This is a genomic window from Lyngbya sp. PCC 8106 (genome assembly GCF_000169095.1).
GTDB lineage: Bacteria > Cyanobacteriota > Cyanobacteriia > Cyanobacteriales > Microcoleaceae > Capilliphycus.
Genome location: NZ_AAVU01000042.1, coordinates 1 through 14333, shown reverse-complemented (window position 1 = coordinate 14333; position 14333 = coordinate 1). Strand labels below are relative to the sequence as shown.

Genomic DNA, 14333 nt, shown 5'->3' with positions numbered 1-14333 from the left:
GTTTATCCAAAAGGACGACCAACAAAACTGAAATCGATAAAAATAAAAATCCAAGCTAATTTTTTGACGGCCAGTTTAAAGCTTTATTTCAATCATATCCTGAGAAAGATACAGCTTCAAGTCTTCAGAATGAATTTTTTTTTATCAAAAACTTTTCCATAAAAACATCACCTCATTTCTCAGGATAATCCCAAAAAACGACCGACCTGAAATTTACAGTCAAAAACGGGACAAGTGCGCTCCTCACACCCCCCAAAATTAAAGCTTCTAATCTAAAATCCCGACAAATCTCAGGACTCCAAAAACTCCATTAAAGGGGCCTAACTTTCCTAATACCCCACCGACCCCATCTTGAAAGGCAGCACTGCCAGAACGTCCAATCACAATAACATCATTATGACGCAAAATCGGATTATTCTGATCATTGACCTCCTGAGAAAGATCAACCGTAATCATCTTTTGAGTCACCGTTCCATTGGAGTTAATCCGAATTAATTCAACAGTCTTTCGATTCGCTCTGGACTGATTAAACCCTCCGGCGGCCATAATCGCTTGATTCAGAGAAGTATTCGGTGTTGCCTGAATAGGTCCGGGCCTCATCACTTCTCCCACTACACTAATCTTAACCGTATCAGGAGAAAAACTCGCCATTGCCACATCGTCCGTCTGGTTAAAAGTTGATGCCGTTGCTGTCGGAACCACAATCGTATCTCCTTGTTGAAGGACAATATCCTGAGTCAAATCCCCCTCTTGCAACAGCGACCACAAATCGACCGAAAGCACTTGTTCAGTTCCTGTCCGACTGAAGCGACGAACTTCAATACTCCGAATATCCGCCATCGCCGTAATTCCACCTGCGGTTTTAATCGCCCTCGTGACTGTAAACACCCCCATCCCTTCCGTACTTGAAGACTCCATCAATTGTTGAGGATTTTCAGGGTCAGGTAACGGTACACTTTGGGAAGTCGCCAACGAATGAGTTCCCGGACGATTGACCTCCCCGACCACCGCCACACTAATTGGTTGAGACGTCGAACTGGCAAAATTCGCCACCGCCATCTGACGGGCTTCGATACGATTCATGTCTGTTACCGTCGGAATATAAACCGTGTCTCCATCTCGCAAACTAATATCCTGACGTAAATCTCCCGCTTGCAGCAGTTCCCACAAATCGACACTAATAATTTGTTCAATCGCAGAACCGGGCTGTTTGCGACGAATTTTGACTTGGCGAATATCAGCAAGCGATGTCACTCCTCCGGCCATTTGCAACAGTTGTGTCACCCGAGGCAGTTGCAAACCCCCGGAACTGGGTGTGACACCAGGCATTGCATTACCGCCAGCCACACCCGAGAACGTGTAAGCACCGGGACTCTGAACTTCTCCAGCAATCGCAATTTGCATCGGACGGGCCGAAAGCAAGGTCAGTGAAATAATCGGTCGTTGCAGATATTCTGCGTAACGTTGTTTAATCGCTTCTGTCGCTTGTTCGGTGGTTAACCCTTGCACCGGAACATTCCCCACCAAAGGCAAATTCAGCGAACCATCCACCGAAACTTGATGTTGACCGTTGGGGCCGCTATACTCAGGAACATTAAAAATATCAATTTGTAAGCGATCTCCCACACCCAGAATATAGCCCTCAGAAATAGGCGTTGGTGCAGTATTAATTGGCTCTGAATTAAGAGTAGGAGTTGGAACCGGAATCGGTTTAGGGGGGAGAAACTGAGCCTTTGCGCCCCGAATACCCAAACCTCCAATCATCAGGGGAACAGAAATTCCCATCAGCGCGACAGAACAAAGACTCGTTTTTCTAAACAGGTGTTGATAATAGCTCAAGGTTTTCATCTCGATTGAATGTTCGACTGCTCGCTTTAAAACGTTGTTGCTACCCCACGTTTCCAATATAAGCTGCTCTCAAACACATTGCCAAAAAGCCTCAATCGGCTAATCAAGATAAGCTAATCTGTTGTCGTTACCCCAAACCCCAAAACCAACCATGACCGACCAATTAAATGCCGATGTTTTAGTTGTTGGTGGGGGAACAGGTGGTGTTGCTGCTGCGCTACAAGCGGCCCGTCGAGGTGCCAATACTATTTTAATCAGTGAATTCACCTGGTTGGGGGGAATGCTCACCTCAGCCGGCGTATCAGCACCGGATGGCAACGAATTACTCGCCTTTCAAACCGGGTTGTGGGGGGCATTTTTACAAGAGTTAAAACGCCGACAACCTGAAGGACTCGATTGGGGTTGGGTCAGCTTTTTTACGTTTAATCCCAAAGTGGGGGCGGAAATTTTTGCCGACTGGGTATCACAACAACCCAATTTGCACTGGATTTCTGGCTATCAACCGCAGGAAGTCCTCAAACGAGACAACAAAATTATCGGGGTGCGATTTTCGGAGTTCACGGTTAATGCTGAAATTACTGTAGATGCCACTGAACTTGGGGATTTATTGGCACTGGCGGAAGTTCCCTATCGTTGGGGTTGGGAATTGCAAACCGAATGGGAAGAACCCAGTGCGCCTGTTATTGCCAATTCTCTAACAAAATCTTGTCCGGTACAAGCCCCGACTTGGGTGGCGATTTTACGGGATTTTGGGGAAAATGCCGTTTCTCCTGAAATTCCCGCCCCTCCCATCGATAACCCCGAAAAATTTGGGGGGGCTTGGGAAGGTTATGGCCCCGAACAATTTCTCAATTATGGTCGGCTTCCGGGTGGGCTAATGATGATTAATTGGCCTTGTCGGGGGAATGACTACGGAGAAGGATTAAATCGCTTAATTCAATCTCCCGCCCAACAGCAAGAATTTTTTCAAGAAAGCCGATGGCATACTCAAAGTTTTGTCCGCTTTATTCAGAAGCAACTCGGACGCCGCTATGGTTTGGCATCAGGAATCTTTCCGTCTCCACAACTGACTGATAACATTCAGTCTCCTCATTCTCTCGATACATCTTTTGCCCTGCATTTATATTATCGGGAAAGCCGACGCTTACAAGGGTTAACGACTATTCGGGAACAAGATATTTTGCCGATGCCGGGAGGGAATGTTGCTCCTCTCCCTATTAATTATACAACAGGCGAATGTGATGCGATCGCCATTGGCAATTATCCCAATGATCATCATTACACTCAAGATATTTTCCCGGTCAAACTGAAATATTTGCGATGGGGGGGACGCTGGACGGGAACACCGTTTACAATTCCCTATCGGGCGTTAATTCCTGTCGAAACGGAGGGGTTATTGGTCTGCGAAAAAAATATCTCCGTGTCTCATATTGCCAATGGTGCGACTCGTTTGCAACCTGTGGTTTTAGGCATCGGACAAGCAGCAGGAATGGCGGCGGCTTTGTGTATTGCATATCGTTGTCAACCGAGAGAATTATCGGTTCATCGGCTACAACAAGAATTATTGCATGATCCGGTTGCACCTGCGGCTATCATTCCTCTGTTTAATTTACTCCCAGATCGTCCGGATTGGGCAGACAAGCAGTGTTATTATCTTCAATATCCAGAAGCGTATCCGACTCATGGTTATTATGATTTAGAGTTTTCATGCCAGCAAATTTATTCTCATTGGTCTTTACAGACTCTCAAGAGTCAATCCTCAAATCAAGTTGATTTCAACACTAAAAGTTCTCCCCAGTTGTCAACGCCTGAAGTGGAAGAATACAGGAGTTGTTTTCAAGGTGTTTTTCATCGCACTCAAGAACAAAACTATACTTTAACCCTGACTTTTCCACAAAAACTAGCTGCTCAAACCTGGACATTAGTAACGCTCGATGCTGAGATTGAGCGACAGTTAAAACAGTGTATTAATGGTTCTCAAGTTTCAGTCAAAGGACGAATAAATCATGCTGGTCATTGGTTTATTGTCGAAGTTATTGAGAATCTGAATTGATTTCATTCCCTCAAAAAATCGAGTTAATATTCAAACAATTATTTGCACCGATGAGGGGGAACAGTCGCGGAAATTTACAGGTATCTCTGATTAAGGATTATCAGATCTAGAGTTCAGGTTATCCTCTGCGTTCCACCCCTGAATCAAAACAGAATAAAAATATTTTCATTCCACACAAATATTTTTGTTGCTACCTATTCTCATCCGAATATAACGAAATTTCCAAATACAGACGAGCGCGAAGTGTGACAGATAAAAATCTGACTCCTACATCGTGAATAGAGTTTTGGGTTGATCGCGATTACAGAATAGAATCTCTATCTAAATTGTAGAAAATTTCCTGATTGTTCAGTCAAGTCTCCGTAAAAACACTTAAAGACCCGTTTACATTGTAACGCGAGATCAATTTTTGTAGAAAATTTTTTAATCTTATCCTGATCTCATCAACTTGGGTTCGTATCAAGAAATGGACAGGTTTATTACGGACATTTCCCATGAAACTAACAATAGTTTTTGCCCTCACTAGCCTTTTATTCTTGGGGATCACGAGTCAAGTTCAAGCCGCCAATCATCAATCAACAGCCTTTTTAGAATTAGAAAACCAAAAATATATGATGTCAGCACACTTAAAGAATAACAAAGGTTCTGATCCCTCTCGCGGTAGTGGACGACGTAACTTTGTAGAGAACCCAACTGTGAACTCCGAAAATAACTCCATTTTTTTTGGTCGGGGGAGTGGTCGTTAAATACATTCAAGATCGGCTGATTTTAAAGAGAGAGTCAAAAGCATCATAGTATGTTATCTTGAACAACCCTAAACTGAATTCAATTGATCAGACTGCTATTTATCCTACCTTTTTTCTGTTGGGATGTTAGCAGTTTTGCATTTTTAGGGTTTTTGTCTATATTATAGAAACTAATTAACACAATTCATTCATTATTGAGGGTATAATGTACGCAAAGCAGTCCTAATTGACTGACAACAGAGGGTGCTATGGTACGTGATTCGGATGAAACTTCACGATCGCACCCATGCCTCATCTACATCAGGGGCGAGGGACTGGTATGAGCGATGTGATTAGGGGACTTGCTTCAGGTTAAGATTGAGCAAGTTCAGACCTAAGCGACCGTTAACGGAGGATGATACCATGCCTCCAAGATAGGCTATTTCAAGGAAAATCATGAGAAAAGATACCGATCTGATCAAAACTCTTAGCCCCAGCTCAATGGATCAGATCATGTTATATTTGGCTTTTAGTGCCATGCGGACGAGTGGGCATCGGCATGGGGCTTTTCTAGATGCGGCAGCTACCGCAGCAAAATGTGCCATCTACATGACCTATATGGAACAGGATCAAAACCTGCGAATGACAGGACACCTGCATCATATTGAACCGAAGCGCGTTAAGGTCATTGTTGAGGAAGTTCGACAAGCGGTAACGGAAGGAAAACTGTTGAAAATGTTGGGGTCTCAAGAACCTCGCTACTTAATCCAGTTTCCCTATGTTTGGCTAGAACAATACTCCTGGCAACCGGGAAAACCGCGAATTCTGGGTAACAGTCTGACACCAGAAGAAAAGCGCGTGATCGAAAGCAAACTTCCTAAACTGTTACCGGATGCTCAACTAATTAACTCTTTTCAATTTATGGAGTTAATTGAGTTTCTTCATAGACGCTCTCAAGAGGATTTAGATCCGAGTCGGCGGATGGCTTTGAGTGAAGCTTTAGCCGAACATATTAAGCGTCGTTTGATTTATTCGGGTACGGTAACGAAAGTTGATTCTCCTTGGGGAATGCCTTTTTATGCACTCACCCGTGCATCCTATTCTCCAGAAGATCAAGAAGAGCGCACCTATGTCATGGTCGAAGATACGGCTCGATATTTCCGCTTAATGAGAGACTGGGCGGAACGTCAACCCAAAGTTATGCGAGCTTTAGAAGAACTCGATATTCCGCCTGAGCGAATTGATCAGGCTTTAGAGGAGTTAGATGAAATCCTCAGACAGTGGGCAGATCGCTATCATCAAACGGGTGGAGAACCGATGGTTTTGCAGTTTGTTTTTGGCCCTAAAGAAGACGAATAAAGTGTAAATGTTCTGCTAATTGCTAATCGCTAATTTCTGTTTAAAAGTTAGCCATTAGCAATCGGCACTCATCACTCTTTTTAATCAGCAATTTGCATTTTGACGGTTAAGCTTTTCAGCTTTTCATTAATCCAGCGTTCAAACAATTCATTTTGTAATTTTTGCTTCAATTTCGGATCCTCAAACGAAGCTTCAATTAATTGCTCAACGCGAAATATACACCAACGCCCTTCAATCTCTACAGGGCCAACAATTTGTCCGAGAGTCGCGACCGTCATTATCGGCTTGAGATTTTCAGGTAAAGACCCCAAACTCACCGCTCCCATCATCCCATTAACATTCCGTTCAGGAGTCAGAGAATATTCCCGTGCAAGTTGCTCAAAACGAGCTTCTTCTTCTTGAAGACGACGATGTAATGTTTCTGCTAGTTCGTAATCAGCAACAACAATCCGAGACAGAATAATCGTATCTAAAAATGATTTTCGTTCCTGAAAATAAGCTTCAAGTTGCGGTTGCACAATCGAGAGTTTCAGTGTCTCTCGTTTAAATCCCGCTTCCACTTGTTGATGAAAAGAATCATAACTCATTTGATTGCGTTCCAGCCATTCCTGAAAGGCTTGGGGATCGCTGAGATTCCGTTCGAGTCGAAAATTAATCACCGCTTGTTCAACAGACGCGGAATTAATATTGAGGTTTTCTTGCGCCGCTAGCTCTTTATCAAGAACATACTGGCGCAGCATTTCCCCGATAAAAGATTGTAACTTGCCCGAAGATTGCAAATACCTTAAAGACTGTCCCAATGTAATGGGTTCATCATTAACCGTTAAAAAAGGTTGAGCCATACCGAGTCACTTCCTCAACAAAAAAACAACTGTACAAAACAAGCAAGCTAGTCTATGCTAACCTGAATAACTCTGTCTCAACAAGGCTTCAGTCATTCACAATGTTTGACTATAATTCCACACCAGGGCCAGTCCTATCGCCACAATTGCACCGATAAATGTATTAATAAAATTCACGACTTCGTTGGTCAACCAGTGAACCTCAGACTGCAAAGTTGCCCCAATCACACTTTCCAGATTCGTCGCGATCAAAGCCGCACACACACACCAAACTATACCGATAGCATCCATTAAACCCGTTCCCCAACCCACCACAGCCATTAAAATCGAAGCGACAACCCCGGCAATGGTTCCTTCTAAACTGACCGCTCCTTCTGTCCCTTTGGCAACAGGCTGTAACGTCGTAATCAAAAAGGTGCGTTGACCATAGGCTTTTCCCACTTCACTAGCACAGGTATCCGAAAGCTTTGTACTAAAACTCGCCACATAACCCAATAGCAACAAAGAGATAATCTCGCTAGTCATGCTACTTTCAGCAGACAGCAACCGCACTAGCAAAATTCCCAACGCACACAACGCCGCTGTCAGCGCTGAACCCCAAACATTTTCTGGCCCTCGGGCACCACTGCGTTTTTCAGCAATTCCGGCGGCTTCTTTTTCTGCCATGCCAATTCGAGTCACCCCAGAACCAACAATAAAGTAAAATACGACTACTAAATAACCTTGCCAACCTAAACAGCCCCAAATTAATACACCTAATATTCCAGCATGAATGATTCCGGCCGTCGTCAGCAATTTTTTTGGGGCGATCGCCACGAGACTGAGTAAAATGGTATTCAAAGCGATCGCGATGATCCAAGGGTTTGATCCCAACAACCAATCATTCCAATTTAGGTTAAAATTTGACATCTTAAAATAGGCAGTTAAACTTTAATTATTCACCACGTTTTACAGTTAACCGTTAACAGAGATTTGAGTTAACCGTTTTTTCTCTATTCCTCCAACTCCCGATTTTCCCAACTCCTGAAGTCCTTAACTCCTGAAGTCCTGAAGTCGCGAACTTCTAAATATTGATTATTGTTCGGCTTGGATGTTTTCACCGGAGCCAATAAAGCTTCGGCGACTTGACTCAAACAGCGATAATCTTTTACCATCCAAGCGTGAAGCAACACATTGAGTATAACCTCTTGACCGACCGGAAGTTGAGAACTACTCGCCGGGACAATCATCCCATCCAAAGGAGTCCAGATAGAGGTAAAGTTAATCCCATTGAGTTGGGCGACATCTCGGTTTAGATCTTGTATAAATTTAGAGTTAGGGCGCATTTGTAGGGTACCGGGTGTAACATAAAAGTATGCGGTCCAAGTGCCGTTATGGGGAGAGGAAATGGTAATCAGACGTTGTACCCGTTCAATTCCGCCCAAGCGTTGGACGTAGTAGCGACTGACCAAACCTCCCATGCTGAACCCGACTAAATCTATGGGTTGGTCTGGCGGAAAGGTTCGATCTACATAGTCTGTAATTTGGGCGGCGAGTCGGTCTATTCCCAAAAACCCATAATTGGGTATCAGGTTAAAGCAATGCACTTCCCATCCTTGCTGAGTGAGATAGACTGACATGGTGCGGAAAATCGCCGTGGTATCAAATATACCGTGAATTAGGATAACAGGATTACGGTGGCTGCTGTTCATAGGAACCCAACAAATGAATTTATTCGACACTGTAAACGAATATTACCGAGTTGTTTAAGCAGTGATAGTCCAGTTTGTCAAGTGACGGCTGTTCCAATTCTGAGAGTCCTATTCAAGAATTGCAATAATTCAATCCGTATTTTTACTTAGTTTATTGATTAGTGTACTCTATCACCCTGATAATTGTAAATTATTGTAAATAAATATAGACAAATCTTTCAGTTTTCCTCTAATCTAACGTATAAATATTTCTTTTAAAAAAAATAGAGGGAAAGCAATGATAGGTAAAATTTTGGGTTTTAATAAAAAGTCTGATTATTTTTTAGAGCTTGATGATTCCAAAGGAACCCAATCAGCTCCCACTGAACCCGCTAAAAAAGAAGAATCTAAACAGGCTCCTGTAGAAGCGAAAGTTGAAAAAGAGGAGCCTACTCCCTCCGCAAAAACCAGCAAAAAGACAAAAACCACTAAAGCCAAAGCCAAGCCTGCAACTCAGGAAGCTAAAGAACAAGCTAAAGCAACCGTTGAGGCGATTTCTGTGAAGCCGAAAGAACTTCCTTCTTTTAATGATGGTCTTCAAAGCACTCCCGCAGGAATGAATTTTGCGCCGGATAACTTAATGAAATCAGTCTCCTCTAGCCGTCGTCGTCCAGGTCCCAGCATGAATATGTTTAAGGATATGGCGCGTCAAGTTGGATCTCGTTAGTAACGTTGATTAACAGTTGAATATTGAGGAAGTAGCGGATGACAATGATTAAAATATTGTCCGCTATTTCGATTGAGTTTTGAGAAAAACCAAACCACTATAGAGATGAAATGCAGGGTCCCAAGGCGTTTCAGATTTGCGATCAATATCAACATGAGAGTTTAAACGGCTGAGAAGTTGAGTATAGTCAATCGCCGTTTCTGCAAAAGGTGTAAAATCAGACCAGAGCCGAACATTAGCTAAACTGTGATTAAATCGCTCCAGTAGACGATTCCAATTGAGACGAGTGGTATTTTCTACGAGATCAGAACGTTTTTCGAGAACATCCGATGTTGTCGCCGGATGTAAAGAAATTCCTTGCTGAAAGTCATAAGTTTGGTCACAAAAGCGCAGAATTGACTGGCGAACCCCCAGATGTAAATCATACACTTGAGCATAGTCCTGAGTCATTTCTTTATGGCGAAATCGGTCTGTGCGGCGACGTCGGGGGTCGTAGTCCATCGCTTCCATAAATAGGGGAAGTAAACCTTCTACTCGTTGTGTAACCTCACTCCAGTTAAACGTCAGCGACCCCAATTGATTATTCTCATTTTGACAAACAACGACAGGTTGAGGTGAGATTGACTGAAAATAGAGAACTCGAAATATATGAATTTTCTCAAGATCAGATAGACTCACCCAAAAGACTGGAATTTCCGCATTTTGCATCTCTTGACCATAAACCTGTAACTCCGCCATTTCACCTGTGCGATAAAGTCGCCAACCTCGACTCTGTAATTGCATCCGAGCGGTATAAGTATCCGTCTTCAAGAGTTTAGCTAAATGTTGGGCTGCGGCTTGTTTTTGTTCGGGATTAATCGGTTCGAGAATTAAAACTCCGGCTTCTGTATTGCGGGGGTCTGTTTTGGCTGCGATAATCGCGGCTTGTCGTCGGTTTTGTTCGATAGCTTCGAGGCGTTGTAAACCTTTTCGAGCTTGATCAATGATTTTAGGATGAGTCGCATTCTGAAGCAATTGTCGATAGATTTTTTCGGCTGATTTTAGCTTGTCCGTTGCTTCATACCAACGACCAATATACAACTGCACCCAAGGATTTTGGGGGGATTCTTTTTGCAGTTTTTTTAGGAGTTTAGCCGCAGTGCGATAGTCTTGATTTTCTAAAGCTGCGGCGACTTGTTCGATCTCTTTCATTAGGAAAAATCCGATTCATTTTCAAGAGGAGAAAGGCTATCACTAGAGAAAGGTTCAGAGTTGGGTTCAAACTCACTCACAGGTTCGGGGGAAGTGTTTATAAAAGATGTTGCCCGCTGACTTTGCCATTGATCGAGGATATCTTTCATTATGGCTTCTTCAATCCAAATTTTGGAAACGACTGCTAAAGGAAGGGCTAATATTAATCCTAAAAAACCAAAAAAGCGAGCAAAGAAAATTTGAGCGGTTAATGTGGCGGCAGGCAGTAGAGACACCTGCTTCTGCATAATCATCGGGCTAAACCAGTAGCTCTCTAAATTTTGAATGACAATATAGAGAATAATGACCGTTAACGCTTTCCAGGGTGTATCTAAAAGGGCAACTGATACGGGAAAAACCACACTAGCAGCCGGCCCAATATTAGGGATAAAGTTAAAAACTCCGGCTAGCAACGCATGAGCAAAGACAAAGGGAATATCCAGAATGAGTAAACCAATTGCACTGAGACTTGCAATAAAAATAGAGTTGATTACGATTCCCGCCATCCACTGCAATAAAACTGTTTCACATCCGCAGAGAATTGCATCCGCTCGTCGTCTATAAAAGGAGGGAAATAAACGGACAAAGACTGTGCGATAGGCGACGGGATTGCTGAGAAACATTAGGGTTAATACAATCACCAGCAGCAGTTGGAGCAGAGTGGTGAGGGAGTTGGAAAAGAAGGCAAAAAAGTTACCTAAGACGTTTTGAGCCAGAGGACCCACTTGTTGAGCAATTTCAGGAATGGTGGGAACCCGAAACTCCAACTGTTGGGGGAACCAGATCGGAGGATTTTCTAATAGGTTATCTACCCAACGAATAAATTGATTGAATCCTCGGGGTGCCAACTCAATTAATTGCTGAAATTGAGTCAGAAAAGGGGGCATAACCAGACTGAAAAAGAGTGTTCCAAACAACACTACTAAACTGAGGGCAATGATCACGGCAAGATTGCGGTTTAGTCGAAAGCGTTGTAACCATCGAACTAAACTGTTCAGGGCGATTGCTAAAATGACGGATGTAAAAATGAGCAACACAATCTGTCGAAATTGCCACAGGATGAGCAGAGCCAGAATCAGACAAAAAAAACCAATCCAATCGGCGAGTTTCATTGAGGGATGTCTCCTGTTAGCCGCATAGACCGAAGGGCTAGTATAATATTATTTATAATAATCTTCTCATTATCGCGTCTAGTTGTGAAAATTGAGTGATATTGGCTGAGTTGAGATTGGGGTTAGTTGACATCCTCTCCGTCGTAAACAACGGAGATTCCAAACATCACTGTCTGGGCTTCCTCTTTCCACGAGCTGACTTACTAGGTTGAGTTTCCCCAACAAAGCAGAGATCAATCTCTCGGGAGGCGTTAACTTCCGTCTGCCCGACGGTATTTGATAGCTGTTTTAATGCGGATTTCAATATGTTTTTGGCGGCATTTTCATCCCGGTCAGCAATATACCCACAGTGAGGGCATTTGTGAGTCCGTGTGGCAAGAGTTTTTACAACCTTTTTACCGCAATTTGAACAGTTTTGAGAAGTATACGCGGGTTCAACAGCAATAACTGGAACCCCATAAACTCGCGCCATATATTCTAACCATTCTCGAAACCTGTACCAAGCTGCATCGCTAATTGATTTAGCTAGATGATGGTTTTTAACCATGTTGCGAATCCGTAGGTTTTCAACCGCTACCAAGTCGTTAGACCGGATGACGTGTTGGGCTAGTTTGCAAGCCCAATCGTTACGTCTGCGTGAAACCTTGAGATGCGCTCTACCTAGTTTGTTTCTGGCTTTTTGGCGATTTCGACTGCCCGAGTGAGTTCTTGATAATCGACGTTGTAGCTTTTTAAGCTTGCGTTCATCTTTTCTCAAAAACCGAGGATTGTCTATTTGATTGCCAGAACAATCTGTGTAGAAATAGTTTAAACCTACATCTAGTCCTGTTTGTTTTCCTGTGAGTTCTTTTTTCTCCTCTCGTTCATGGTCTATCAGAAATTGAGCATAATACCCGTCATGTCTTCTAATTACCCGAACTCGTTTGATTTGTTTGAGCTGATAATAGTGTAGGTTCCGGCTTCCCCAAAGCTTAAACGTACCCGTTTGAAACTTGTCTGTGAACGTTAAATAACGTCTGTCTTCCGAAAGTTGACCGCCCGATGTTTTGTATTCAACAGACGCTCTAACTTGATACTTTTTAAACTTTGGAAATCCTTTGGAGCCTGGTATTTTCTGCTTGCAATTCCGATAAAACCTTTCAATTGATGCCCAAGCTCTTTCTGCGTGTGCTTGTCGTGCCATTGAGTTTAACCTTGATGCCCAAGGAAACTCTGGGTTGTCTGACAACAGTTTGCAGTGCTTGTAGGTATCGTTGCGACTTTTAACTTGACCGTCTAACCATGCCCTGATGACGCTGTTGCGAACAAATAGACCTGTCCGAATGGCTTCATCCAAGCTTCGGTACTGGCAATATGTTCCTTGCAGCTTCATTTCATATACGAGCATAATTTGTCGTCGTCGCTGACGATAAGCCATCGTAGCACAAACATAATCTGTCGTGAACGACGGGGCTTTTGACCCGCTTTTTTTGGTAAATTGATTGGATTGACGGAGGATTTCGCCACATTGATCCAAATCCAAAACTATTATTATCAAATCTATTGCCGCTTGAATTTCGCGCTATCTTAAAGTTGAGTTCTAGAATGAGTTGGCGCCAGAACGTCCATGAAATATTTCTTTTTAACGGATGGATGGACTGTGGGTCGTGTTTGGGGTGTTGGTGGTCTGTGGGATGAAGCAGCTCACCGTCGCCCACCGGAAATCCAGAGACTGAATCTCTGTTTGTGTGACAAGAATGAAAAAATGTGGTTGCATCGGGTAGAAGATGGGGTTTTGATGCTAGAAGTTAAGCCATCTGATCTCAGTGATCATCATCACTCAGGTCGGAGTATTGGTCAAGTCATTCTGACTCGGCTGATTACGGCTGATCAAGTGTTGGATCGTTTGTGTAAGGCTTCAGCTCAATGTCAAAGAATCGAGACGGCTTTGATCTCTCCAGACGGTGAATATTGAACGGAAAGCCTCGGGGATAAAGCCAGATCAGCAAGTGAAGTGGGTCGTTTTTTGTGAGCTTTTTACACAGGGTTCGTCGGTGAGTTTTGTCAATAGACTTGCAATTGGTTCTAACTATCGATACACTTCTTTAAAATAGGCAATCAAACGAGTCACTGTTCCAAAAGTCCAAACTGGTTTGAGGCGTAAAATCAGAGAATTTTTTTTCGGTCTGCGGAAGGCGGACTGCTGCGTGGGTTCTCTAGCTTAAGAGAGCAAAGTTGAGCAATCAACTAGAGAAGCTGTGTAAGACTAAGTTAGGGAGTTGGAAACCGGAAACAGGCGGACAGAAGATACCTAGCCGATTGTATTTACTGTCACCTGGAACGGATAACCGATAACCTAAAAGGCAACAGCAGATTCAGACACGAAACCTCCCCCGTGCATTTTGTGTATTGGGATGAGGTACTTCACGTCAGTTACATAGATGCAGATCACCCGTCAAACTCTCTTAACTTATATAAGGCTTGACAAATTGTCAACTTTAGGGTAAGAAACCGGGTATTCATGGCAAAGTTAAAAAAAGTATACCTTACAAATCTAGGAGGAGCGTAGTCAATGGGACTACCCTGGTATCGGGTACATACAGTAGTTCTGAATGATCCAGGACGGCTGATTTCTGTACATTTAATGCACACTGCTCTCGTAGCAGGTTGGGCTGGCTCAATGGCCCTCTACGAACTCGCAATTTTTGATCCCTCTGACCCCGTTTTAAATCCGATGTGGCGTCAGGGAATGTTTGTCATGCCGTTCATGGCTCGCTTGGGTGTTACC

Annotated in this window: 12 protein-coding genes and 1 pseudogene; 6 read left to right on the top strand and 7 right to left on the bottom strand. The window is 43.3% G+C overall.

The genetic code is table 11. From position 1 onward, the window contains the following. Nucleotides 1–267 precede the first annotated feature (267 nt). On the bottom strand, nt 268–1785 hold the full coding sequence (locus L8106_RS22835; protein WP_198012990.1) for an SLBB domain-containing protein: 1518 nt from the start codon (nt 1783–1785) through the stop codon (nt 268–270). Between the two features lie 214 nt (nt 1786–1999). Here L8106_RS22835 and L8106_RS22830 point away from each other — a divergent pair, with 214 nt between their 5' ends. From L8106_RS22830 to hetR, 3 genes are all read left to right on the top strand, one after another. Then, a complete protein-coding gene (locus L8106_RS22830; RefSeq protein ID WP_009786837.1) occupies nt 2000–3901 on the top strand; it encodes an FAD-dependent oxidoreductase in 1902 nt (633 codons plus the stop codon). 494 nt (nt 3902–4395) lie between these two features. Beyond that, on the top strand, nt 4396–4647 hold the full coding sequence (gene patX, locus L8106_RS22825) for a heterocyst-inhibiting protein PatX (RefSeq protein ID WP_009786836.1): 252 nt from the start codon (nt 4396–4398) through the stop codon (nt 4645–4647). 435 nt (nt 4648–5082) lie between these two features. Then, nucleotides 5083–5985, top strand: a complete 903-nt coding sequence (hetR, locus tag L8106_RS22820) for a heterocyst differentiation master regulator HetR (protein ID WP_009786835.1) — start codon at nt 5083–5085, stop codon at nt 5983–5985. A gap of 80 nt (nt 5986–6065) precedes the next feature. On the opposite strand, the gene L8106_RS22815 is transcribed toward hetR, so the two are convergent. From L8106_RS22815 to L8106_RS22805, 3 genes are all read right to left on the bottom strand, one after another. After that, the gene (locus L8106_RS22815) at nt 6066–6827 is read right to left on the bottom strand and encodes a peptidylprolyl isomerase (protein WP_009786834.1); all 762 of its coding nucleotides are present in this window, start codon (nt 6825–6827) and stop codon (nt 6066–6068) included. Nucleotides 6828–6923: 96 nt separating this feature from the next. Continuing rightward, on the bottom strand, nt 6924–7736 hold the full coding sequence (locus L8106_RS22810) for a TIGR00297 family protein (protein WP_009786833.1): 813 nt from the start codon (nt 7734–7736) through the stop codon (nt 6924–6926). An 83-nt stretch (nt 7737–7819) separates the two neighbouring features. Next, nucleotides 7820–8518, bottom strand: coding sequence for a triacylglycerol lipase (locus L8106_RS22805; RefSeq protein ID WP_083798466.1), 699 nt, complete (start codon nt 8516–8518; stop codon nt 7820–7822). A 277-nt stretch (nt 8519–8795) separates the two neighbouring features. Between L8106_RS22805 and L8106_RS22800 the strand changes: the two genes are divergently transcribed. Then, entirely contained in the window at nt 8796–9224 is a 429-nt protein-coding gene (locus L8106_RS22800) for a hypothetical protein (RefSeq protein ID WP_009786831.1), read from the top strand. Nucleotides 9225–9287: 63 nt separating this feature from the next. Here L8106_RS22800 and L8106_RS22795 read toward each other — a convergent pair whose 3' ends face one another. The 3 genes from L8106_RS22795 to L8106_RS22785 form a co-directional block, all read right to left on the bottom strand. Beyond that, nucleotides 9288–10415, bottom strand: coding sequence for a lipopolysaccharide assembly protein LapB (locus tag L8106_RS22795; RefSeq protein ID WP_009786830.1), 1128 nt, complete (start codon nt 10413–10415; stop codon nt 9288–9290). Then, a complete protein-coding gene (locus tag L8106_RS22790; RefSeq protein WP_009786829.1) occupies nt 10415–11566 on the bottom strand; it encodes an AI-2E family transporter in 1152 nt (383 codons plus the stop codon). The genes L8106_RS22795 and L8106_RS22790 overlap by 1 nt, the downstream gene beginning before the upstream one ends. Before the next feature lie 166 nt (nt 11567–11732). After that, nucleotides 11733–12953: an RNA-guided endonuclease TnpB family protein gene (locus L8106_RS22785; protein WP_039897012.1), complete on the bottom strand. Its 1221-nt coding sequence runs from the start codon at nt 12951–12953 to the stop codon at nt 11733–11735. 219 nt (nt 12954–13172) lie between these two features. Here L8106_RS22785 and L8106_RS22780 point away from each other — a divergent pair, with 219 nt between their 5' ends. Together L8106_RS22780 and L8106_RS22775 are read left to right on the top strand one after the other, a co-directional pair. Next, nucleotides 13173–13520, top strand: coding sequence for a hypothetical protein (locus tag L8106_RS22780; protein WP_009786827.1), 348 nt, complete (start codon nt 13173–13175; stop codon nt 13518–13520). Between the two features lie 597 nt (nt 13521–14117). Further along, a pseudogene (locus tag L8106_RS22775) lies at nt 14118–14333 on the top strand (photosystem II chlorophyll-binding protein CP47); the annotation flags it as partial.

Excerpts from the sequence above, each read along its gene's own strand:
- L8106_RS22835 (WP_198012990.1), bottom strand. The coding sequence starts at position 1,785 with ATGGGAATTTCTGTTCCCCTGATGATTGGAGGTTTGGGTATTCGGGGC.
- L8106_RS22830 (WP_009786837.1), top strand. The coding sequence starts at position 2,000 with ATGACCGACCAATTAAATGCCGATGTTTTAGTTGTTGGTGGGGGAACA.
- patX (WP_009786836.1), top strand. The coding sequence starts at position 4,396 with ATGAAACTAACAATAGTTTTTGCCCTCACTAGCCTTTTATTCTTGGGG.
- hetR (WP_009786835.1), top strand. The coding sequence starts at position 5,083 with ATGAGAAAAGATACCGATCTGATCAAAACTCTTAGCCCCAGCTCAATG.
- L8106_RS22815 (WP_009786834.1), bottom strand. The coding sequence starts at position 6,827 with ATGGCTCAACCTTTTTTAACGGTTAATGATGAACCCATTACATTGGGA.
- L8106_RS22810 (WP_009786833.1), bottom strand. The coding sequence starts at position 7,736 with ATGTCAAATTTTAACCTAAATTGGAATGATTGGTTGTTGGGATCAAAC.
- L8106_RS22805 (WP_083798466.1), bottom strand. The coding sequence starts at position 8,518 with ATGAACAGCAGCCACCGTAATCCTGTTATCCTAATTCACGGTATATTT.
- L8106_RS22800 (WP_009786831.1), top strand. The coding sequence starts at position 8,796 with ATGATAGGTAAAATTTTGGGTTTTAATAAAAAGTCTGATTATTTTTTA.
- L8106_RS22795 (WP_009786830.1), bottom strand. The coding sequence starts at position 10,415 with ATGAAAGAGATCGAACAAGTCGCCGCAGCTTTAGAAAATCAAGACTAT.
- L8106_RS22790 (WP_009786829.1), bottom strand. The coding sequence starts at position 11,566 with ATGAAACTCGCCGATTGGATTGGTTTTTTTTGTCTGATTCTGGCTCTG.
- L8106_RS22785 (WP_039897012.1), bottom strand. The coding sequence starts at position 12,953 with ATGCTCGTATATGAAATGAAGCTGCAAGGAACATATTGCCAGTACCGA.
- L8106_RS22780 (WP_009786827.1), top strand. The coding sequence starts at position 13,173 with ATGAAATATTTCTTTTTAACGGATGGATGGACTGTGGGTCGTGTTTGG.